Consider the following 20,353-nt stretch of genomic DNA (forward strand, 5'->3'; position numbering starts at 1 on the left):
ATGGCCCACGGAGTCGCGACCGAACCCGTCCAGCTCGGCGCCGCCGGGTCGCTCCAGCTCCACGGGCTCGACGTGGACGGCGTCAACAAGTGCGTTCACTGCGGGCTCTGCCTCGCGTACTGTCCGACCTTCGCCGAGCTCGGCACCGAGATGGACTCGCCCCGGGGCCGGATCTTCCTGGTCAAGTCACTGGCCGAGGGGCGGATCGCGCTCACCGAGTCGGTGGTGAGCCACCTCTCGCTCTGCCTCGACTGCCGCGCCTGCGAGACCGTGTGCCCCGCGGGGGTCCCGTACGGCCAGCTCATCGAGGCCGCCAAGGCCGAGATCGAGCGTCAGCGGCCGGGGGGTCCGTTGCGGCGCCTCTTCCGCTGGGTCAACTTTGCCCTGCTCCTCCCCCGTCCCGGAATGCTCGGCCTCGCGGCCTCGCTCCTTCGCCTCTATCAGCGGAGCGGGCTCCAGGCCCTGGCGCGCGCGAGCGGGCTGGTCCGGCTGCTCCCGGGGACGCTCTCGGCGTGGGAGGCCCTGCTTCCCGAAGTCCCGCCGGCCTCCGAGCGGCCGCCGCTGCCCGAGCTTGTTCCCGGCGAGGGCGTGCGCCGGGCGCGGGTGGCGCTCCTGACCGGGTGCGTTCAGCAGGTGATCTTCGGCCCTCACAACCGGGCCACGGCGCGGATCCTGGCTCTCAACGGGGCGGAGGTCGTGGTGCCGCGCGGCCAGGGCTGCTGCGGAGCGCTTCACGCCCACGCGGGGGATCACGCCCGGGCCCAGGAGCTGGCGCGGCGGGCGATCGAAGCCTTCGAGGCGACGGGCGTGGACGCCGTGGTGGTCAACAGCTCGGGCTGCGGCGCTCACATGAAGGGCTACTGGCACCTCTTGAAGGACGATGCGGTCTACGCCGGGCGGGCGCGGGCGCTTTCCTCAAAGGTCCGGGACATCGCCGAGTTCCTGGCCGAGGAGCCGCTCCGCGGGCCGCTCGCCTCCGTGCCGCTCACCGTGACCTACCACGACCCGTGCCATGTGGTCCACGGGCAGAAGATCCGGAGCCAGCCGCGGAAGCTTCTCGCCCAGCTCCCGGGGCTGAAGCTCGTCGAGCTGACGGAGGCCGACTGGTGCTGCGGGTCGGCCGGGATCTACAACCTCACCCAGCCCGAGATGGCGACGCGGCTTCAGGCGCGGAAGGTGGGAAACCTCCTCGCGACGGGTGCCGAGGCCGTGGTGACGGCGAACCCCGGGTGCATCATTCAGATCGTCCAGGGGCTCCGCGCCAAGGGCTCGCCGATGCGCGTCCTTCACCTCGTGGAGCTCCTCGACCGGGCATACGGGCGCCCGGAGCGATGATGGCGCGCGTCAAGGCGGCCTCGCTCCACGAACTGCCGCCCGGGGCTTCCCTGGTCGTCCGCGTCAACGGCGAGAGCATCGCGCTCTTCAACGGCGGCGGCGAGATCGTGGCTCTCGGCAACGTCTGCCCCCACGCGGGAGAATCGCTGGGAGAGGGCACGGTGGAAGGCGACATCGTGATTTGCCCTGGCCACGGTTGGGAATACGACCTCCGCTCGGGAGCGTGCATGACGGTTCCGGGTGAGTCTGTCCCCCGTTTCCCCGTCACCGTCGAGGGGGACGCGATTCTGGTGGACCTCGGGGAGTGAAGAGCGGGGTGCTCCGGAAAGTAGATGAGTTCCTGACCGCGCGGCCAGTCTCAAGCCAGGAGCGGTACTAGCGCAGAGGAGTATGCCGTTCGAGCGCGCACCCACGCCTTCGGCGCGGGTACCCGGCCCGCGCAATCGAATCCTGGGGGAGGTTTCGGAGGGGGCCGCCGCGGCCCCCTCCGACCAAAGAGGAGGTCCCGATGATCACGGTCCTGAACCCGATGGGGTTTCCGCCGAAGGTCGCGCACAGGGAGCTGGCGCCCCGCCTCGGCGCGCTCGACGGCAAGACCGTCTACCTGGTTGACTGCCGCTTCGACGATTCCGACGTCTTCCTCAAGCAGATGCAGGCGTGGTTCGCTGAGCACATGCCGGGCGTCCGCACGGTGTTGAAGCCGATCTCGAGCGTCTACCTCAAGGACGACCCGGCGACGTGGGAGGAGATCAGGGCCAGGGGGGACGCCGCGATCGTCGGCGTCGGCCACTGAAGCACCTGCGCGCCGGCGGTCGCCGCGCACGCGATGACGATCGAGGAGAAGTACGGCGTGCCCACTGTTGCCATCCACACCGACAAGTTCGACGGGGTCGTCCGCTCGGTAGCGACCGTGAACGGGATGCCCGGGCTCCGGCAGGTCTTCGTGCCCCAACCCGTGATGGGCAAGTCGGCGCGGGAGCTGCGCGCCTACGTTGACGGCGCGGACCCGCTCACCGGCCGTCCCGTTATGCAGGAGGTTCTGGAGGGGCTCACGCGGCCGTTCGCCGACGAAGACCTGAAGCCGCGCGAGTTCGATCGCTCCATCCCGCGGCTCGTCGAGTCCGACACCGAGGAGGATCTCCACCGCCTCTTCCTCGACAACCGCTGGACGGACTGCCTGCCGATCGTGCTCCCGACGGAGGAGCGGGTGGCGGCGATGCTGGCCAGGACCCGCCGCAAGCCCGACGAGGTCGTGGGGCACATGCGACCGACCCACTTCCGCGAGGCCTGGGAGTACACGGTCGAGAAGGTCGCGGTCAACGCGGTGATGGCGGGCGCGCGGCCGGAGTACTTCCCGGTGATCCTGGCGCTCGCGGCGACGGGCGTGAGCGCGCGCGGAAGCACGACCAGCTCCATGGCGGCCATGGCCGTCGTCAACGGGCCCATCCGCCACGAGATCGGGATGAACGCCGGGACCGGGGCCATGGGACCCTACAGCCACGCCAACGCCACGATCGGCCGGGCCTACGGCCTCCTCTCGCAGAACCTCCAGGGCGGCTCGGTGCCCGGGCTCACCTACCTGGGCTCGCAGGGGAACAACTACGCGTACAACAGCGTGACGTTCGCCGAGAACGAGGAGCGGAGCCCCTGGGAGCCGTTCCACATCCAGCACGGCTTCGGGCCGGAAGACAGCGCCGTGAGCGTCTTCACCGGCTGCCGGTCCACCGCCTTCACCCTCGGCCTTCGCGAAAAGCACTGGCGCGAGCACGTCCGCAACATGCTCCGCGGGATGGACCCCCACATCCCGCCGGTGCTCCTGCTCGATCCCATCACCGCCCGGCAGTTCATCGACCGGGGCGGGTTCACGAAGAAGGACGCGCTGATCGACTGGCTCTACGACACCGCCCGGATGCCGGCCGGCGAATACTGGGACTACCAGCTCGTCCAGAACTATATCTACCCGCGCGCGACCTTCGGCGAGGAGCCGTGGGCCTCGAAGCTCAGGGCCGTCCCCGACGAGCTGATCCCGATGTTCCGGCGCGAGGACATCCACGTGGTGGTCGTGGGCGGAGAGACCAACGGCTACTGGCGCATCATGGGCGCGACGTACCAGAAGACGGTCTCGGTCGACGACTGGCGCTAGGCGCGCCCGCCGCCTTGCGCTCTGGTGGTAACTACAATTTCTGGCTCGCGGCCCAGACGAACAAACTGATGGCACCGACTGTCACGACGCCGCGCACGGTAGGACTAAGCGCGGCACCGGTGTGGGCGTAGTTCGCCGCGTGCGTCATGCTTTCGCAGCCCTCCGCTGTCGCGCGTTGGGGGCTCGCCGAGCCGGGAATGCGATCTCCACTTCCCGGTCGAGGGCGCGCGCGAGCTTCACCAGCGTGCCCAGGGTCAGGTTCTGAGCTGGACTATTCTCAATCCGGGAGATGTTTGGGGCGCTCATGCCGACGCGGGCCGCGAGCGCGGTCTGGCTCATGCGCTTCCGTTGTCTGAGCCGGGCGAGTGCAACCCCGACCCGGAGCGCCTTGAGTTCCTCCTCCACGAGGCGGCGTACCTGGGGATCGGCCATCTGGGTCTGGAAGTACCGAGTCCAGTTTGTTGCCTTCTTCATCGCTCGTCCCTCTCAGCCGTCCTCGCGTTGCTCAAGGTGCCGTTTCATCCGTTCCTCGGCCAGGTGGACGTCCCGGTCCGGGAGCTTTGGGGTCCGCTTCTCTAGCGCGTGCAGCAAGACAAACGCCCGGTTCGGAGCCCCGAAGTAGAGCAACCGGTAATGGGTCGTCCCGGAGCGCACCCGCAGCTCTCGTACCTTGCCGCGAACCTGGCTCGAATAGGGGAACGGCAGTGCCGGTCCTTCTTCTTCCAGGAGCCGGATCGCCGCCAGGAGCTTGGCTCGGCCGCGTTTGTCGACCCGGTCGAGGAAGTCCCGCACGGGGCACCCCTGCTCGCTTTCATAGAACTCGACCACCCATGGCGGCGTCACTACCAATGACGATATACAATACAAGGTAAGCCGTCAAGGGGGATTGGCGAGCGCGTGGCGAGGCGTGCTATTCATGTTTGTTGCCAGTCTGAGGCTGACGTGGGAGGCGCTGGATGCAGACCTACCGCTGCCACCGTCCCTAGCCGAGCTGCCCGTCTTCGGTTTCAACCCGAGGGGCGAGTCGATACACAGTGTTTGGGCTTATAATGAGGAGACCAGTTTTGCAGTCGATCACCGTGTATCGCCCGGATCCTGAGCGGTGGATTGACTGGAGAGTCCGGAGCAGGGCATGAAGCCGTTTGAAAAGTGTCCAATTTGCGGTGGAGAGCTTGCGGAAAAGGAGGTCGAGAAGCTTTTACGCGGTGGGATGCATACCGCGGTTCTCGACGTGAAGGCACATGTGTGCTTGAAATGCGGTGCACGGTTATACTCTCCTGATCTTGTGAGGAAATTTGAGGACATTCGCTGCCGCCTTGAGGACAATCGCCTCGAGGGATTTCAGACTATCGACGCTTGCAGGTTCATGGACCAGAACGGCTGATAGGGCGGAGCAAGGGATAAATGGCGTTTCTTGGTGCTTGCGCTGAGGCCGGCCGGCGCCGCCGGTGGGGCCTTCGCGGAGGAGCCTGAGACATATCTCCCATCGCCACCGGGATGGGCGTTCACAAGGAGGAGACGGTCCGTGGCTGAGATGAGCGGTGGACAAGGGGTCATCGAGCTCCTGAAGGTTGAACAGGTCCGTCACCGCTCGTGCCGTTCGGTTTGAAATAGGAGAGCGCAATGCCGACAAGCAGTTACACCGCGATCCTGGAGCGAGAAGGCGATCTTTACGTCGCCTTGTGTCCGGAGCTCGACGTGGCCAGCCAGGGGGCAACGGTCGAGGAAGCCATGGCGAATCTGAAGGAGGCCGTCGAGCTTTTCCTTGAGTGTGCCGACCCCGAAGAGGTCAAGCGTCGCCTTCACAGCGAGGTGTTCATCACGAGATTCGAAGCCGCGCATGGGGAGGCTCCGGGTCCTATCTGGCCGGGAGGTCTGCCAGATTCTTGAACGTCATGGATTCATGGAGGTTCGACGCCGAGGGAGTCATGTCGTGATGCAGCGACGTGCCCCAGAAGGAACTGTCACGGTTCCTGTGCCCGATCACGCCGAGCTGAAAACGGGTACGCTCTTGTCGATCATCAGGCAGAGTGGCGTCCCGCGAGCCGAATTCGAATCGTAGGTCACTAACCCGATGGCTCTCCGTGGGAGGACCGGGCCGTGGCTGAGATGAGCGCGGGACAGGCGGTCATCGAGCTGCTGAAGGCTGAAGGGGTGCGCCACATCTTCGGGATCGTCGGGTCGACCTTCCTGGATGTGCTGGACGTCCTCTACGACGACAAGAGCGTCGAGTACATCAACGTGCGCCACGAGCAGGGCGCGGCGTTCATGGCCGACGGCCTGGCGCGGGTCACCGGCGCGCCGGCGGTGTGCCTGGTCACGAGCGGCCCCGGCGCGACGAACCTGCTCACCGGGATCGCCGCGGCATCGGTGGCGCACTCGCCGGTGGTGGCCATTGCGGGCGGGCCGGCCCTGGGGCACTACGGCAAGGACGCCTTCCAGGAGTTCGACCTGGTCAGCATGTTCAAGCCGGTGACGAAGCTCGCGATCCAGGTGAATAAGCCGGAGCGGATTCCCGAGATCCTGCGCTCCGCGCTGCGGAGCGCCATGACAGGTCGCAAGGGCCCGGTGTTCGTCGAGATCCCGCGCGACGTGCTGAACAACCAGGTGGTCCAGGCGGAGATCGGCGAGCCCTCGAGCTACCGTCCGGCCCACCCGCAGCCGGCGCACCCGGACGCGATTCGCGAGGCGGTCCGCGTGTTGCGCCAGGCCGAGCGCCCGCTCCTGCTGGTAGGAGGTGGGGCGACCTGGGCCGAGGCGAACGACCTGGTGGTGCGCCTGAGCGCCCAGCAAGCCCTTCCGGTGGTGACGGCCTACGGGCGCAACGATGCGGTCCCCAACGATCATCCCCTTTACATCGGCCCCCTGGGCCGAGCCGGATCCCCGGAGGCGGCTGCGGCCTGCCGCCGGGCTGACGTCCTCCTGGTCGTCGGCTCGCGGTTGGGGCACTTTACCACCTACTACGACGAGCGCTACATCCACTCCGGGACGCGCCTCGTCCAGATTGACGTCGAGAGCCGTGAGCTCGGCCGCAACTATCCCGTCGCCGTCGGGATCCAGGCCGATGCCCGGGAAGCCGTGTCGGCCTTGCTGGAAGCGTTGGCGCAGGCGCGAGTGCCGCCCGCATCCGAGGCCTGGCGGAAGGAAGCGCAGGAGCTCCGCGCCAAGCGCCACGCGCGCCTGGCGGGGGAGACGGCGCTCGGCGCGCTCCCGATCAAGCCGCAGCGCGTCTACGCGGAGCTGCGCCGGGTTCTGCCGCCGGACACGATCGTGACGCTGGACGCGGGAGCCGCGCCGGCCTACGCCTACGATCGGCTGAACTTCTCCCGCCCCCGCACCTTTCTCACGCCCCTCGACCTGGGGGGCCTGGGCTTCGCCTTCCCCGTTGCGCTCGGAGCCAAGCTGGGCCGTCCTGAGGCGCCGGTGCTCGCCATCCACGGGGACGGTGGCTTCCTGATGAACGCCCAGGAGCTGGAGACGGCAGTGCGGCACGGGATCAACGTAGCGACCCTGGTGCTGAACAACAACTGCTGGGGCTCGGAAAAGGCCTACCAGAAGCACTTCTACAACGCGCGCTACGTCGGCGCCGACATCGGCAACCCCCGCTATGACAGGTACGCGGAGCTCTTCGGCGCCCGGGGGTACTACGCGGAACACCCGGACCAGATCGGCGACGCCGTGCGCGCGGCGCTCGGGTGCAGTCAGCCGGCGATCATTGAAATTCCCATCGACCCCGATGAGTTTCCCGTGCCAGCGCATGCGGTCCGCCGTCGCGAGTAGCGGTCCCGCGCGCGGCGCCGTGAACCGGGCCCGGGCCGACGTGGCTGGCATGACGCGCGGTATCCGGTGTGGTATGGTTGGCCGGGAGTGAGGGGCGTGTCCGAGCGTGACGCCACCCCGAGGGAGCACAAGGCCCATGCGCCGAGGAGTGTCGGCTGCTTCGTGCTGACGGTCTCCGACACGAAGACACCTGAGACGGATACGAGCGGCCGGCTGATTCGGGAGCTCCTGGAGAAGGCCGGGCACACAGTGAAGGGCTCGACGATCGTCAAGGACGAACCCGTTCAGGTTCAGGCCGTGATCCGCGCGCAGTGCGCCGATCCCGCGGTCCAGGTCATGATCCTGGCGGGGGGGACCGGCATCGCTTCGCGGGATTCCACCTTCGAGGCTGTGGAGGCGCTCCTGGACAAGCGCCTCGCCGGATTCGGCGAGCTCTTCCGGTTTCTCTCCTACCAGGAGATCGGCGCCGCTGCGATGCTCTCGAGGGCTCAGGCGGGCGTGAGCCAGGGTCGCATCATCTTCTCCCTCCCCGGCTCGCCGAACGCCTGCCGGCTCGCGATGGAAAAGCTCATTGTGCCCGAGCTCGGGCATCTGGTCCGCGAGGCCAGTCGGTAGGCCCCTGACCCTGGCCTGGGGGGAGTGGATGAAGGTGAGGGGGGTAGTGACCACGTGAACACTCAGGAGGAATGATATGCGTCACGTTCGTCTCGTCGGAATGCTGCTGTTGGCGGTCTCGGCTGTCTGGCTCGCGGGGTGCGCCGCCTCGGGTCCGACCCAGACCCCGTTCTGGCAGGAGAGCACGGGCGGCCCCGTAGCCCCGGAACTCTCCCGGCTCAACGACCTCCTATCCGACCTGGCCGAGCGGCTCAAGCCCGGACTGGTTCAGGTGCGCGTGCTCCGCACCCAGTCCCAGCAGGCCGAGGGGCAGGAGACGCCGCCGCAGCCCCCGGACGAGGGCCGTCGCGCCTCGGGTTCCGGCTTCCTCATCACGGAAGACGGGCTCATCGTGACCAATGCCCACGTGATCACCGACGCGCAGCGGATTCAGGTGCGTCTGGCCGATGGCCGCCGCTTCGAGGGCAAGCTGATCGGGAAAGACAGCCGCGTGGACCTGGCGGTGCTTCGGATCGAGGCAGCGCGCGGGCTCCCGGTGCTGCCGCTGGGCGACTCGAACCGCGCCCGCGTCGGCGAGCTGGTCATGGCGCTCGGTCACCCCTTCGGTCTCGAGCAGACCGTCTCGTTCGGCATCGTGAGCCGAAAGGGGGCGCCGCTCCGGGTCGCCTCGCCGGGCTTCGACTTCCTCCAGACTGACGCGGCAGTGAACCCGGGGAATTCGGGAGGGCCGCTGGTGAACATGGCCGGCGAGGTCCTGGGGATCAACAGCATGGCGGCCCGCAGTGGCTCCGTTGGCTTCGCGTTCCCGATCAACCTCGTCTAGACGCTGGTCCCCCAGCTCGTGGCCTAAGGGAAGGTGGAGTGGGGCTGGCTCGGGGTCGGGATCGATGAGGTGCCCGACGAGGACGTGGCCAAGCTCGGGCTGAGCGAGGCCCGCGGGGTGCTGATCAGGCAGGTCATGCCGGGCGAGCCCGCCGAGAAGGCCGGGCTCAGGGCGATGGACGTGGTCCTGGGCGTGGACGGCGAGTCGGTCCACGGTCCCCGCGACCTCCAGCGGATCATCGCCACGTCGCCGCCGGGGAAGACCGTCAAGCTCCGGGTCGTCCGCGAGGGGAAGGAACAGGAGGTGCCCGTCGTCGTCGGGCTCTACCAGGAGCCCTCGGAGCGCCCGCGCCCCGCTCGGTGAGAGCCCTCGCTCCGTCGCTCCTGGCGCTCCTCGTCGGAGCTCTGGCCCTTGCGCGTCCCGCTGCCGGAGCCTCCCGTGTTACCGCGCTCTTTCCGAGCGACGACTTCACCGTGGCGGACCCGGCTCAGCTCACAGGCCGCCGCGTGGCGCTCCCGCTCCCGAACTGCACGGTTGACCCGTCGGGCTGCGACGAAATCCGGCTGCTGAACCAGCTCGACGGGTTCAGCCTCAACCCGCGCGTCGCGCTTCGGGTCTCGGCGCCTCTCGACCTCGGCTCGGTCACCCGCGACACCGTCTTTCTCCTCCCGCTGGGCGGCGGGGCGCCCGTTGGCCTCGCGCGCCTGGTATGGGACCCCGAGGGCCGAACCCTCTACGGTCATCCCGAGCGGCTCCTGAACCAGGGAAGTCGCTATGCCCTGGTGGTGACGGGAGGCGTGAGAGACGCCGACGGTCAGCCCCTCATGCCTTCGGGGGGGACGCCTGCCACGCTCGGAAGACGGCTCGAGGCCCTCGGGGTCATGGCCTCTCGCGTCGTCGCGTTGTCGAGCTTCACGACCCAGTCGGTCACCGCTGACCTCGAGAAGATCCGCCGCCGGCTCGACCAGCTCCCCGCCGCGCGTCTCCGCTTCGACCTCGCCCGCGGCAGGCGCCGGAGTATCTTCCCGCGACGCGAGATCGCCAGGATGGAGCACCGCCGCCACGTTCGCCTCAGCGACGACCCGTATGCGCCGGTGCCGCTGCCTCTGGCCCTGATCCCGCCGGCCGAGGTGAACCTCGTCGCCTTCGGCGCCTTCAGCTCTCCCAGCTTTCTCACCCCTGACCGGATCGTCCCTCAGGTTCCGACTCGGACCGGTACGCCCCGGATTCAGCGTGAGGAGGAGGTCCACGTGACCGTGATGTTGCCGGCCGGGCCGAAGCCGGCTCGTGGCTGGCCGGTGGCGGTCTTCGGTCACGGCTACGGGGGGGATCGCCACGCGAGCCTGCTGGCTGTCGCCGGCACGCTCGCCCGTCACGGCTTCGCCACGCTCGGCATCAACGTGATCGGCCACGGCGGCGGCGACAAGGGGGCGCTGGTGATCGAGCGCGCGGGAAGGGAAACGGTAACGCTGCCCTCGGGCGGGCGGGGGACGGACCTGGATCGTGACGGCCAGATCGGTCCCACCGAAGGGGTCGGGACTCTCGCCGGCGGCCGGCTCACGCTGGTCTCGAATCGGGACGGAATCCGCCAGACGGTGGCGGACCTCATGCGGCTCTTCCGCGCCGTGCGCGCGGGGGTCGACGTCGACGGCGACGGCGCGCCTGACCTGGATGGCGAGCAGCTCTACTACTTCGGCCAATCCTTCGGCGGCATCTACGGGACGCTGCTGGTGGCGGTGGACCCGCTGGTGACGGTCGGCGTCCTCAACGTTCCGGGTGGCCCGATCGTGGAGGTCGCGCGACTCTCGCCGGTCTTCAGGAAGTTCGTGATCCGGGCGCTCAGAGACCGGCGCCCGCCGCTGTTGAACGGCGCGGACGACTTCCACGAGTCGCTCCCGCTCCCGGACGAGCCGCCGGTGACGGCTCCCCACCCGGGAGCGATCGCGGTCCAGGAGTTTCTGGATCGAGCCGAGTGGCTAAGCCAGCCGGGGAACCCGGTGGCCTATGCGCTGCATCTGAAGCTCGCCCCGCTCGCGGGAAACGGCCCGAAGGCCGTCCTCTACCAGCTCGCGGTCGGCGATCGCACGGTCCCGAACGCGACGACGCTCAACATCCTGAGGGCCGGGGACCTGCTTTCCTCCACCTCGGCCTTCCGTCACGATCGGATCGCGGACCAGCTCGGCGACACGCTTCAGGACCCGCACGCGTTTCTCACCTGGACGTGGCTCCCGTCGGTCGCCGGGATCGGCCGGGCGGCGCAAGAGCAGGTGGCCCGGTTCTTTCTGAGCCGCGGGGCGAGGATCGAGCATCCCGACTTCTTCGATCCGAAACCCCACGGGGTTCCCGTCTTCGAGGTGCCGTTCAGGGAGTAGCGCCTAGAGCACCAACCTCCAGGGCTGATCGAAAAATGGGGCCGCGGCACAAATCGGGTGCTGGCGGCGTGCCGTGAGGCGGGAATCGAGCCTCCTGAGTTTCGGGAAGTGTCAGGATCGGTGGTGGTTACGTTTAGGGTGAGGGTGAGGGTGGGGCGCACGCCTCAAGTCGTCCCTCATGTGACCCCTCAAGTCACCCCTCATGTCGTGGCCCTATTGGAGGCTGCGCGTGAGCCGCGCAGCCGCGACGAACTCCAGCGAGTTACGGGACTCAGGGACCGCATGCACTTTCTGAAAGCCTATCTGGACCCGCTCTTGGCCGCGGGGTGGGTCGAAATGACCATTCCCGACAAGCCACGTAGCCGCCTGCAGCGGTACGGCACCACGAAGGTAGGGTTGGCCGCACTGCAACACGAGCGGTCATGAATTGGCAGATCAGATCTGCCACGGGGTATACCCGACTCAATTCTTGTCACTTTAGCTGGCCGACAAGTGGGCTAGCCGGATAGGCCCTCAGGCGCGCAGATCGCTGGCCAGGGCAGCGAGCGTGGCTCTGGCCCAGGGCTCTTGGAGGGACCAGACCGGGGCAGGCCGCCGCCCGTGATTCGCGTCCCCCCCTTCCGCTCGGCGCGGCTACCCGCCCCCTCCAGGATGGGTTTTCGCCGGCCGGCTGCCCGGGCGGGGTACCCACGAAGTGGGTGGGCGCGCGCTTCCGGGGACCGAATTCGTTTCCTTCCCCCAAGGGTGAGGTTGGGAAAGAATCGAATCCCGCTTCAGCGCCCCGGAGCCTCTGATCCTGCCTGGGCTGGGCCGGCCAGGGGCGGTTTTCCCTGGGGGTTTCGAGTCCGAGCGATCGGCAGGTGTGTCTGGCCCGACAGCCCCAGATGCCTTCCCGGCTCTATGGGACTGTCAGCGAGTTAGCCAAGGCTAGTCGAATTTAAGCTTGGTCGCCGGAGTCACCCGAATCGTGAGTCCCATAACGTTGAGCGTCTTATCGGACTTATCGATGTTCTGGACTCTGCCCGTCACCTCGATCCCCTCGCCTGCCTTGCCATTGCTGACCGTGATCTTTGCCGCCTCGAATACCTCATCCTCTCGGAGCTTCCCCCTGACCTCGGCCGCCATTCCTGGCCGCAAGGCGGAAAGCCGGGATTGGCCCAGTCGGTCCTGGATCTGGGTCTCCTCAGTCATGACCACCTTCACGCCCAGGACGGCGAGGCTCTTTTCCACGCCGTTCACCAGCTGGATACGGCCCTGGAGTTTTTCCTCGCCGGGCCCGTTCTGGATCCCGATCTCATGTGCGCGGACCTCGCGCGCGCCCGAGGGCCTGCCCGCCACGGCCACGCGCTGGTCAAGCTCCAGATCGTCAAAGTTCGCGGGACGACCTCCCGGCAGCTCCCCGGGCGCGAGGAAGAGCGCCAGCATCAATAAGAGAGCGAGCCCCTCGATCCATCCGAAGGCTCTTTCGCATGGCATTGCTATCCTCCCCGTGCAAGGACAACTTAGACAGCGGGCGGCACGCGGGTAATCAGGAAAAACCCTGAACGAGACAGGGGAAAACCCCTGAATATCTCTCAGGGGCTGGGGGTGGCTCGGCAGTCCCGCTCCCGGTTGGAGTAAGCGATTCAGCTACATGCCCTGCGCCAGCGCTTCAAGCGTCGCCTTGGCCCAGGGCTGGTCCAGGGACGGGACCGGGGCGTAGGTGGCCGCCCCCGTGATCCGCATCCCCGCCTCCCACTCGGCGGGGCCGTCCTCGAGAACATCCTCCACCGTGAGGCTGAAGAGGCCGGCGTCGGGCAGGCCAGGCACGGGGTGGGGCCCCTCTGCAGCTCGAACCTTCACGTAGAAGGTCCGCTCGGGCTCGACGAGGAGCAGGGTCGCTGTCTGGCGCTCGAGGAGATTCCGGGCGCTCCGGCTCCGGGCGCCGATCACGATGCGGATCGTCTTGGGCCCTGCGGCGCGCACCTCGAGGGAGGAGAGGAGCATCGGGTGCGGGAAGCCCCCGGGATCGACCGTGATCAGGGGGAGGACCTTGCCGAGATGGCGCGCGAGGTCGCCCTGTGAGAGGCGCGCGACGAGGTCAGCCGGCAGCTCAGGACCGAGGGAGCGGGACACGGTCCTGCGGGCGTGGTCGCGCCCGAGCCTCAGCCGCCGGCCTTGGCCGTCGGGACCGTAGCAGCTTCAGGCCGGCCGTCGTCGCCCATGGCGCAGGCCTGGCCGGCTCCTTCCATGTGGATGGAGAGGTCCTTAATGGTGGGGTTCTCGCCGCAGAGCGGACACTTCGGGTCGCGGCGGAGCTTCACCTCTCTGAAGCGCATGCCGAGGGCGTCATAGGTGAGGAGCCGCCCGATCAGCGGCTCGCCGAAGCCGGCGAGCAGCTTGATCGCCTCGGTCGCCTGCACCAGCCCGATCACTCCTGGGAGCACGCCCAGGACGCCGGCCTCGCTTCAGGAGGGGACCAGGCCCGCCGGGGGCGGGTTCGGGTAGAGGCAGCGGTAGCAGGGCCCCCGGTCCGGAGCGAGGACCGTGGCCATGCCCTCGAACTGGAAGATCGAGCCGTGGACGTTGGTCTTCCCTTCGAGGTAGCAGGCGTCGTTGACCAGGTAGCGGGTCTCGAAGTTGTCCGAGCCGTCGACGATCAGGTCGTAGTCCGTGATCACGTCCATGACGTTGTCGACGGTGATGCGCATCGGAAGCGCGATCACGTTGACGTCGGGGTTGATCGCCTTGATCGTGCGCGTGCCGGACTCGACCTTCGCCTTGCCGATGTCCGCGGTGGTGTGGAGGACCTGCCGCTGCAGATTCGTGATGTCGACGACGTCGCCGTCCATCAGCCCGAGGGTGCCGACGCCCGCCGCGGCGAGGTAGAGGCCGATGGGCGAGCCGAGCCCGCCGGCGCCGATCAGCAGGACCTTCGAGCGCAGCAGCCGCCGCTGCCCCTTGTCGCCCACCTGCGCGAGGAGGAAGTGCCGGCTGTACCGCTGGATCTGGTCCGGGGTCATCGGCACCTCACGGACGACGGGGAGGCCCGACTGGACCCACTTCTGGTAGCCCCCCTGGAGATTGATGACCGTCGTGTAGCCGAGCTCGCGGAGCGCCTTCGCGGCCAGGACCGAGCGGAGCCCGGTCTGGCAGTAGAGGACGATCGGCGTGTTCGGGTCGGTCACGGCGGTGCCGATGCGGAACTCGAGGAAACCGCGGCTGATGTTGTTCGCCGCCTCGATGTGCCCGTCGCGGAACTCGTCCGGGTCGCGGACGTCGATGACGACGACCTTGTCTCCGGACTTGAGCCGGCGCTCGAGGTCGGCGGGGCCCTCTTCGGGAACGACCCGGCGCGCCTCAGCGAGCATTTCCTTCAGGGTCTTCATGGCGAGGATATTACCCCATTTCCGGTCGGGTGAATAGTGATTCTCCCGCACAGCCGGGTCGCGGCTCGCGGCAGCGACTGCTATACTCTCAAAACTTCATGATGAATGCCAGAAAGGGCATCATCCTCGCCGGGGGCTCCGGCAGCCGCCTCTACCCCCTGACGCTCGCCCTCAGCAAGCAGCTCGTCCCGATCTACAACAAGCCGATGATCTATTACCCGCTCTCGACGCTGATGCTCGCCGGCATCCGCGAGATCCTCGTCATCACCACACCGCAGGACCAGGGCGCGTTCCAGCGGCTGCTCGGCGACGGCGGCCATCTCGGTCTTCGCCTGGAGTACGCGGCGCAACCGCGCCCCGAAGGCCTCGCGCAGGCCTTCGTGATCGGCCGGCGCTTCATCGGCGACGGCCCCGTCGCGCTCGCCCTCGGCGACAACGTCTTCTACGGGCACGGGTTGCCCGATTACCTGAGACGCGCCGCCGAACGCACGGCGGGCGCCACGGTCTTCGCCTACTGGGTGCGTGACCCGGAGCGCTACGGCGTCGTCGAGTTCGACGCCTCGGGACACGCGATCGGTCTCGAGGAGAAGCCGGCCAAGCCGCGCTCCTCGTACGCGGTCACCGGCCTCTACTTCTACGACAACCGCGTCGTCGAGATCGCCGCGGACCTCAGACCGTCCGCGCGCGGCGAGCTCGAGATCACCGACGTCAACGCGGCCTATCTGGCCTGGGGCGCGCTGCACGTCGAGAAGCTCGGGCGGGGTATCGCGTGGCTGGACACGGGGACGCACGAGGCGTTGCTCCAGGCGTCCACCTTCATCCAGACGATCGAGGAGCGACAGGGGCTCATGGTCGCCTGTCTGGAGGAGATCGCCTTCCGGCTCGGCTGGATCACCGCCCACGACGTCCTGCGGGTCGCGAAGCCGATGAAGGACAACTCGTACGGCCAGTACCTGTTGCGCCTGGTCGAGACGGACACGTAAGATCACCGGTGATGGAGCTCACCCCGCCCGCCAAGCGCGCCTTCCAGCTCCAGTCCTACGGCGCGTCCGCGTCCATCGATGGCGTCCACGTCGTGGAACTCCGACGCCACCACGACGACGGCGGCTCGATGACGGAACTCGCCCGCCTGACCGACGGGCGGACGGGGGCGCTGCCGGGTTTCGAGGTCCGGCAGGTCAACTACAGCGAGGTCGCCCCGGGCGCGATCAAGGCGTTCCACCTCCACGCGCGCCAGACCGACGTCTGGTACGTGCCGCCGGCGGACCGCATGCTCGTGGTGCTCCTCGACGTGCGCCAGGGTTCCGCCACCGAGGGCGCGCGCGCGCGCCTCGTGTTGGGCGACGGGACCTCGCGCCTGCTGCGCATCCCGCCGGGCGTCGCCCATGGCGTGCGCAATCTCGGCGCCGCGACCGGACGGATCGTCTACTTCACGGACGTCCACTTCTCGCCCGAACCCTCGATGTGCGACGAGGGGCGCCTGCCGTGGGACTTCGCGGGCGCCGAGATCTGGGAACCGGTGCGCGGATAGGCGCGTGAAGCTGCTGGTCACGGGCGGCAGTGGCTTCATCGGCTCCAATTTCGTCCGCCACGTGCTGGCGACGCACCCCGGCGACAGCGTCGTCAACCTCGACAAGCTCACGTATGCGGGCAACCCCGCGAATCTGGCCGACGTCGCGCACGACCCGCGATACGCGTTCGTGCAGGGCGATGTCTGCGACGCCAAGCTCGTGCGCGACGTCGCCCGCGCCGTGGACGCCGTGATCAACTTCGCCGCGGAGAGTCATGTCGATCGCTCGCTGATGGAGCCGGACGCGTTCTTGAAGACCGACGTGTTCGGGGTGTTCACGCTGCTCGAGGCGGTCAAGGATCTCGGCATCCCGCGCTTCGTCCACATCTCCACCGACGAGGTGTACGGCTCCGTCGAGCGCGGGTCGTCGCGGGAGAGCGACCCGTTGCGGCCCTCGAACCCGTACTCGGCGTCGAAGGCGAGCGGCGATCTGCTCGCGCTCGCGTACTGGCAGACGCACCGGATCCCGGTCCTGATCACCCGGTCGTCGAACAACTTCGGGCCTTACCAGTACCCGGAGAAGGTCGTGCCGCTGTTCATCACGAACGCGCTCGAGGACAAGCCGCTGCCGCTCTATGGGGACGGCAAGAACGTCCGCGACTGGCTGTACGTCCTCGACAACTGCTCGGCGATCGATCTCGTGCTCCGCCAGGGCAAGGACGGCGAGGTCTACAACATCGGGGGGGGCAACGAGGTCGAGAACGTGGTGCTCACGCGCCAGATCCTGCGCCTCGCCGGCAAGCCCGACTCGCTGATCCAGCCCGTGAAGGACCGTCCCGGTCACGACCGCCGTTACTCGCTCGATTCGAAGAAGGTGCAGCAGCTCGGCTGGAAGCCGGGCCACCCGTTCGCCGCGGCGCTCCAGGCGACGGTCGCGTGGTATCGCGAGCACGAATCGTGGTGGCGGCCGCTCAAGTCGGGGGAATTCCGGGCCTACTACGAGAGGCAGTACGGCCACCGCTGAGGAGGGAGTCCGCATGCGCGCGCGGACACGGGCCCAGGGCCTCGCCATACTCGCCCTCGTCGCGCTCGGCCCCGCGCTGGCGCTCGGTGCGCCGCGGGCTCGCGTGCCCGAGCGCGCGCCCGGGCCGTTTCCAGCGCAGCCGTCCTTCGTCCAACGGGTCGAGGCGGCGCTCGTCGGCCTCAGGGTGCGGAATGCCCCGGACGCGGTCTCGTCCAGCCGGCTGGGCGCGCGCCGCTCGGGCAGCGCCGTCGTCTTCGACGCGCGCGGCTACGCGGTCACCGTCAGCTATCTGCTCCTCGATGCGCTAGAGATCGAGGCGAGGATGCGCGACGGCCGGACCGTGCCCGCGCGGCTCGTGGGCCTCGACCTCGAGAGCGGCCTCGGGGTCGTGAGGCTGGAGGATGGCGGGCCGTGGGCCGCGGCCGCGCTCGGGCGCTCCGAGGACGTCGAGGTCGGCGCGCGCACGGCGACCGTGGGCGTGAGCGACGACGGCGAGTTGATCGCCGTCGTCGGTGCGGTGCACGCCATCCGGCGGTTCTCGGCGTACTGGGAGTACATGCTCGAGCGCGCGCTCTACCTGGCGCCGTCGAGCCCGGACTGGGCCGGCAGCGCGGTCGTGAACGACCGCGGCGAGGTGGTCGGCATCGCCTCGCTCCGCCTGGGCGAGGACCCGCACGTGAACCTCGCGATCCCCCTCGAGACGTTCGTCCCCGTCAAGGACGAGCTGATCGCCGCGGGGCGCATCGCGAGCCGGCCCACGCGGCCGTGGCTCGGACTCTACACGCTCGACCTCGACGGCGGCGTCGTGGTCAGCGAGGTGTCGCCGGTCGGTCCCGCCGCCCGCGCGGGCTTCCGCCGCGGCGACGTGATCGTCGGCGTCGACGGCGTGACCGTCGGCTCTCAAGAGGAGTTCTACCGGCGACTCTGGTCCCGGCGTGCCGGTGACCTGATCGAGGTGGCGGTGCGACGCAGCGACCGCGTCCACGTGATCACGGTGCCCTCGATCGACCGCTACCGCCTCTATCCCTCCCGCACGGGAGAGTGACCGCGTGAAGGGGGCGGCCGACACCTACCAGGGGCGCGGCCTCATCGCCGACCCGATCCACCGGTACATCCTCTACACACGCCCGGGCGGGATCCCCGGCGAGGCGACCGAGCAAGACCTGATCGACACCTCCTGGGTCCAGCGCCTGCGGCGCGTGCCGCAGCTGCAGTCGGCGCGCTGGGTGTTCCCGGCGGCGGAGCACAGCCGCTTCCAGCACTCCCTCGGGGCCATGCACCTCGCGGGGCGCTTCGCCCAGCAGCTCTACCCATCGCTGCGGGCGATCTTCCCCGACGCCCCGTCGCCCGTGCTGCTGGAGGAGCTCCTCCGCATGGCGGGCCTCCTCCACGATGTCGGTCACGGGCCGTTCGGCCACTTCTTCGACGACAATTTCCTCGTCGACTTCGATCTCACGCACGAGCTCGTCGGCCAGCGCATCATCCGCGAGGAGCTGGCCGACACCCTCCGGAACCTGCGGCGCAGCCCCAGCGGCGCCTTCGGCGCGAGCGAGGCCATCGACCCGGAGTGGATCTGCTATCTCATGGGGAAGACTTACACGCAGCCGCTCGAGTCGCACCCGAAGTGGCTGCCGTTCCTCAAGCCGCTCCTGTCGGGGGTGTACACCGCCGACAACATGGACTACGTGCTCCGTGACGCGTACATGTGCGGCGTCGCGGTCGGCCCGATCGACATCGAGCGCATCATCTACTACTCGTTCTTCTCCGAGAAGGGGCTCACGCTCGACCGCGGCGGGCTGCAGGCGTTCACGATGTTCCTGAACGCGCGCTTCTACATGTACACGAACGTCTACTACCACCGCACGACGCGCGGGATCGACCTGCACCTCAAGGAGATCTTCCGCGACACGATGCGGATCGCCTTCCCGCACGATCTCCGCACGGACCTGCACCCGTACCTCCACCTGACCGAGTGGACGCTGCTCGAGGACGTAGGCAAGTGGCACCACACCGAGGACGCCGATCGCCAGCGCCTCGGGCTCGAGTGGCGGCACGTCCTCGACCGGAAGCTCAAGTGGCGCATGTCGCACGAGGTGATCCTCGACCTGTTCGAGCCCCGGCGCGGCCACAGCTTTCTCGACGCGGACACGGTGAAGCGCCGCGTGCGGAGCTTCCTGCCGCCCGCGCTCCGAGACTTCAACTTCGAGATCGACATGGCGCTGCAGGACCCGCGGCCGCTCAACCCGCTGAAGATGGGTGACCGCCAGATCTACGTCTACGACGCGGCGACAGGCTCCGTCTCCGAGGAGCCGTTGACCGAGATCCTCAAGTACCTGCCGGGCAAGGTCGCGCAGTGCCGTATCTTCGCCACGAGCCACGAGCACGACGCGATCCTCGCCCGGGCGCTCGAGCGCGCGCTCGGCGACGAGCCCGCGATCCCGACGAACGTATGAGCTGGCGGTTCGTCACGGTCGCGGCGCTGTTCATCGCCTGCCTGCTCACCGCCAACACGATGGCGTCCAAGCTGATCGTCCTGGGCGGCCTGGTGCTCTCCGCCGCGATCGTGATCTTCCCCCTGTCGTACGTCGTCGGCGACGTGCTCACCGAAGTCTGGGGCTACGGGGCCGCGCGGCGCGTGATCTGGCTCGGCTTCGCCTGCAACGCCGTCATGGTGGTCGCGATCTGGCTCGGGGGCGCGCTGCCAGCCGCGCCCTTCTGGAAGGGCCAGCCCGCGTACGACGAGATCCTCGGCACGACGCCGCGCATCCTCGCCGCGTCCTTCCTCGCGTACCTCGCGGGCGAGTTCGCGAACGCCTACGTGCTCGCCCGGCTGAAGATCCTCACGCGGGGGCGCTGGCTCTGGACCCGGACGATCGGGTCGACGGTCGTGGGTCAGGCGCTCGACACCGTGGTCTTCGTGACGCTCGCGTTCGCCGGGACGGTGCCGGGAGCGGTCCTGACCGGGCTCATCGCCGGCCAGTGGGCGGTGAAGGTCGCCTACGAGGCGGCGGCGACGCCCCTGACGTACGCGGCCGTGGCCTGGCTGAAGGCGCGCGAGCGGGTCGACACGTTCGACTACGGGACGGACTTCAACCCGATCCGCCTCTGAGTCGGCTCTCGCGCCTCCCTGGTGCGCCAGGGCGTTCGCCAGCCAAGGCGATCAGACGCGGTCATCGCGTCGGGTCCGGCGCCCGGAGCGGGATGAGACCAAGACCGCAATGCTGCCCCCGCTGCGTCCGACGGTTCCGCGCTTCAGTCCGGCCGGGACGAGGTGCGTCCGCACCCACTGGATGAGGGCCGCCGGGTGCCGCGTCAGCGCCTGAAGCGTCGTCGCGTTGCCGTCCTTGCGCGAAAACGAGCCCAGAGCGACGACCCCCGGTTGC

At 68.5% G+C, this 20,353-nt stretch carries 23 protein-coding genes; 18 read left to right on the forward strand and 5 right to left on the reverse strand.

From position 1 onward, the window contains the following. From HY726_08245 to HY726_08260, 4 genes are all read left to right on the forward strand, one after another. On the forward strand, positions 1-1,335 hold the full coding sequence (locus HY726_08245) for a 4Fe-4S dicluster domain-containing protein (GenBank protein MBI4608983.1): 1,335 nt from the start codon (positions 1-3) through the stop codon (positions 1,333-1,335). Further along, the gene (locus HY726_08250; protein MBI4608984.1) at positions 1,332-1,643 is read left to right on the forward strand and encodes a Rieske (2Fe-2S) protein; all 312 of its coding nucleotides are present in this window, start codon (positions 1,332-1,334) and stop codon (positions 1,641-1,643) included. Before HY726_08245 ends, HY726_08250 begins: the two co-directional genes overlap by 4 nt. Positions 1,644-1,843: 200 nt before the next feature. Next, positions 1,844-2,128, forward strand: coding sequence for a hypothetical protein (locus tag HY726_08255; GenBank protein ID MBI4608985.1), 285 nt, complete (start codon positions 1,844-1,846; stop codon positions 2,126-2,128). A gap of 33 nt (positions 2,129-2,161) precedes the next feature. Then, positions 2,162-3,478: a hypothetical protein gene (locus tag HY726_08260; protein MBI4608986.1), complete on the forward strand. Its 1,317-nt coding sequence runs from the start codon at positions 2,162-2,164 to the stop codon at positions 3,476-3,478. A gap of 144 nt (positions 3,479-3,622) precedes the next feature. Here HY726_08260 and HY726_08265 read toward each other — a convergent pair whose 3' ends face one another. Beyond that, positions 3,623-3,952 carry a helix-turn-helix transcriptional regulator gene (locus HY726_08265; GenBank protein ID MBI4608987.1) on the reverse strand — a complete coding sequence of 110 codons (330 nt, stop codon included), beginning with the start codon at positions 3,950-3,952 and terminating at the stop codon, positions 3,623-3,625. A 12-nt stretch (positions 3,953-3,964) separates the two neighbouring features. Beyond that, positions 3,965-4,306 carry a type II toxin-antitoxin system RelE/ParE family toxin gene (locus tag HY726_08270; protein ID MBI4608988.1) on the reverse strand — a complete coding sequence of 114 codons (342 nt, stop codon included), beginning with the start codon at positions 4,304-4,306 and terminating at the stop codon, positions 3,965-3,967. Positions 4,307-4,610: 304 nt separating this feature from the next. Here HY726_08270 and HY726_08275 point away from each other — a divergent pair, with 304 nt between their 5' ends. The 9 genes from HY726_08275 (at position 4,611) to HY726_08315 (ending at position 11,494) form a co-directional block, all read left to right on the forward strand. Next, positions 4,611-4,862, forward strand: coding sequence for a YgiT-type zinc finger protein (locus tag HY726_08275; protein ID MBI4608989.1), 252 nt, complete (start codon positions 4,611-4,613; stop codon positions 4,860-4,862). A 239-nt stretch (positions 4,863-5,101) separates the two neighbouring features. Next, positions 5,102-5,368, forward strand: a complete 267-nt coding sequence (locus HY726_08280; GenBank protein ID MBI4608990.1) for a type II toxin-antitoxin system HicB family antitoxin — start codon at positions 5,102-5,104, stop codon at positions 5,366-5,368. Beyond that, on the forward strand, positions 5,319-5,540 hold the full coding sequence (locus tag HY726_08285; protein MBI4608991.1) for a type II toxin-antitoxin system HicA family toxin: 222 nt from the start codon (positions 5,319-5,321) through the stop codon (positions 5,538-5,540). The genes HY726_08280 and HY726_08285 overlap by 50 nt, the downstream gene beginning before the upstream one ends. Positions 5,541-5,578: 38 nt before the next feature. Beyond that, entirely contained in the window at positions 5,579-7,258 is a 1,680-nt protein-coding gene (locus HY726_08290) for a thiamine pyrophosphate-binding protein (protein ID MBI4608992.1), read from the forward strand. Positions 7,259-7,354: 96 nt separating this feature from the next. Beyond that, positions 7,355-7,873 carry a molybdenum cofactor biosynthesis protein MoaB gene (locus tag HY726_08295; GenBank protein ID MBI4608993.1) on the forward strand — a complete coding sequence of 173 codons (519 nt, stop codon included), beginning with the start codon at positions 7,355-7,357 and terminating at the stop codon, positions 7,871-7,873. Between the two features lie 76 nt (positions 7,874-7,949). Next, positions 7,950-8,696 carry a trypsin-like peptidase domain-containing protein gene (locus HY726_08300; protein ID MBI4608994.1) on the forward strand — a complete coding sequence of 249 codons (747 nt, stop codon included), beginning with the start codon at positions 7,950-7,952 and terminating at the stop codon, positions 8,694-8,696. A gap of 33 nt (positions 8,697-8,729) precedes the next feature. Beyond that, entirely contained in the window at positions 8,730-9,059 is a 330-nt protein-coding gene (locus HY726_08305) for a PDZ domain-containing protein (protein MBI4608995.1), read from the forward strand. After that, on the forward strand, positions 9,056-11,068 hold the full coding sequence (locus HY726_08310; protein MBI4608996.1) for a hypothetical protein: 2,013 nt from the start codon (positions 9,056-9,058) through the stop codon (positions 11,066-11,068). Before HY726_08305 ends, HY726_08310 begins: the two co-directional genes overlap by 4 nt. A 57-nt stretch (positions 11,069-11,125) precedes the next feature. Next, positions 11,126-11,494: a hypothetical protein gene (locus HY726_08315; GenBank protein ID MBI4608997.1), complete on the forward strand. Its 369-nt coding sequence runs from the start codon at positions 11,126-11,128 to the stop codon at positions 11,492-11,494. Positions 11,495-11,995: 501 nt separating this feature from the next. Here the strand turns inward: HY726_08315 and HY726_08320 are convergent. The 3 genes from HY726_08320 to moeB all read right to left on the reverse strand — a co-directional run bounded on the left by HY726_08320 (position 11,996) and on the right by moeB (position 14,436). Continuing rightward, complete coding sequence (locus HY726_08320; GenBank protein ID MBI4608998.1) at positions 11,996-12,544, reverse strand: hypothetical protein; 549 nt, start codon at positions 12,542-12,544, stop codon at positions 11,996-11,998. Between the two features lie 153 nt (positions 12,545-12,697). After that, positions 12,698-13,183 (reverse strand): pyridoxamine 5'-phosphate oxidase family protein, encoded by a 486-nt coding sequence (locus tag HY726_08325; protein MBI4608999.1) that lies wholly within the window; start codon positions 13,181-13,183, stop codon positions 12,698-12,700. A gap of 29 nt (positions 13,184-13,212) precedes the next feature. After that, positions 13,213-14,436, reverse strand: a complete 1,224-nt coding sequence (gene moeB / locus HY726_08330; GenBank protein ID MBI4609000.1) for a molybdopterin-synthase adenylyltransferase MoeB — start codon at positions 14,434-14,436, stop codon at positions 13,213-13,215. A 101-nt stretch (positions 14,437-14,537) separates the two neighbouring features. Here moeB and rfbA point away from each other — a divergent pair, with 101 nt between their 5' ends. The 5 genes from rfbA to HY726_08355 all read left to right on the forward strand — a co-directional run bounded on the left by rfbA (position 14,538) and on the right by HY726_08355 (position 20,079). Continuing rightward, positions 14,538-15,419: a glucose-1-phosphate thymidylyltransferase RfbA gene (gene rfbA / locus HY726_08335; GenBank protein ID MBI4609001.1), complete on the forward strand. Its 882-nt coding sequence runs from the start codon at positions 14,538-14,540 to the stop codon at positions 15,417-15,419. 402 nt (positions 15,420-15,821) lie between these two features. After that, positions 15,822-16,970: a dTDP-glucose 4,6-dehydratase gene (rfbB, locus tag HY726_08340; protein ID MBI4609002.1), complete on the forward strand. Its 1,149-nt coding sequence runs from the start codon at positions 15,822-15,824 to the stop codon at positions 16,968-16,970. 13 nt (positions 16,971-16,983) lie between these two features. Next, entirely contained in the window at positions 16,984-18,015 is a 1,032-nt protein-coding gene (locus tag HY726_08345; GenBank protein ID MBI4609003.1) for a serine protease, read from the forward strand. A gap of 4 nt (positions 18,016-18,019) precedes the next feature. Then, complete coding sequence (locus tag HY726_08350) at positions 18,020-19,423, forward strand: HD domain-containing protein (protein ID MBI4609004.1); 1,404 nt, start codon at positions 18,020-18,022, stop codon at positions 19,421-19,423. Further along, positions 19,420-20,079: a queuosine precursor transporter gene (locus HY726_08355; protein ID MBI4609005.1), complete on the forward strand. Its 660-nt coding sequence runs from the start codon at positions 19,420-19,422 to the stop codon at positions 20,077-20,079. The genes HY726_08350 and HY726_08355 overlap by 4 nt, the downstream gene beginning before the upstream one ends. The last annotated feature ends 274 nt before the right edge of the window (positions 20,080-20,353 follow it).

Source organism: Candidatus Rokuibacteriota bacterium, from assembly GCA_016209385.1.
Classification (GTDB): Bacteria; Methylomirabilota; Methylomirabilia; order Rokubacteriales; family CSP1-6; genus JACQWB01.

Bases quoted from the DNA above. Each gene is read 5' to 3' on its own strand.
- HY726_08260 (MBI4608986.1), top strand. From the start codon at position 2,162: ATGACGATCGAGGAGAAGTACGGCGTGCCCACTGTTGCCATCCACACC.
- HY726_08280 (MBI4608990.1), top strand. From the start codon at position 5,102: ATGCCGACAAGCAGTTACACCGCGATCCTGGAGCGAGAAGGCGATCTT.
- HY726_08300 (MBI4608994.1), top strand. From the start codon at position 7,950: ATGCGTCACGTTCGTCTCGTCGGAATGCTGCTGTTGGCGGTCTCGGCT.
- HY726_08255 (MBI4608985.1), top strand. From the start codon at position 1,844: ATGATCACGGTCCTGAACCCGATGGGGTTTCCGCCGAAGGTCGCGCAC.
- HY726_08320 (MBI4608998.1), bottom strand. From the start codon at position 12,544: ATGCCATGCGAAAGAGCCTTCGGATGGATCGAGGGGCTCGCTCTCTTA.
- HY726_08345 (MBI4609003.1), top strand. From the start codon at position 16,984: ATGCGCGCGCGGACACGGGCCCAGGGCCTCGCCATACTCGCCCTCGTC.
- rfbB (MBI4609002.1), top strand. From the start codon at position 15,822: ATGGCGTGCGCAATCTCGGCGCCGCGACCGGACGGATCGTCTACTTCA.
- HY726_08355 (MBI4609005.1), top strand. From the start codon at position 19,420: ATGAGCTGGCGGTTCGTCACGGTCGCGGCGCTGTTCATCGCCTGCCTG.
- HY726_08265 (MBI4608987.1), bottom strand. From the start codon at position 3,952: ATGAAGAAGGCAACAAACTGGACTCGGTACTTCCAGACCCAGATGGCC.
- HY726_08250 (MBI4608984.1), top strand. From the start codon at position 1,332: ATGATGGCGCGCGTCAAGGCGGCCTCGCTCCACGAACTGCCGCCCGGG.
- HY726_08275 (MBI4608989.1), top strand. From the start codon at position 4,611: ATGAAGCCGTTTGAAAAGTGTCCAATTTGCGGTGGAGAGCTTGCGGAA.
- rfbA (MBI4609001.1), top strand. From the start codon at position 14,538: ATGAATGCCAGAAAGGGCATCATCCTCGCCGGGGGCTCCGGCAGCCGC.
- HY726_08285 (MBI4608991.1), top strand. From the start codon at position 5,319: ATGGGGAGGCTCCGGGTCCTATCTGGCCGGGAGGTCTGCCAGATTCTT.
- HY726_08245 (MBI4608983.1), top strand. From the start codon at position 1: ATGGCCCACGGAGTCGCGACCGAACCCGTCCAGCTCGGCGCCGCCGGG.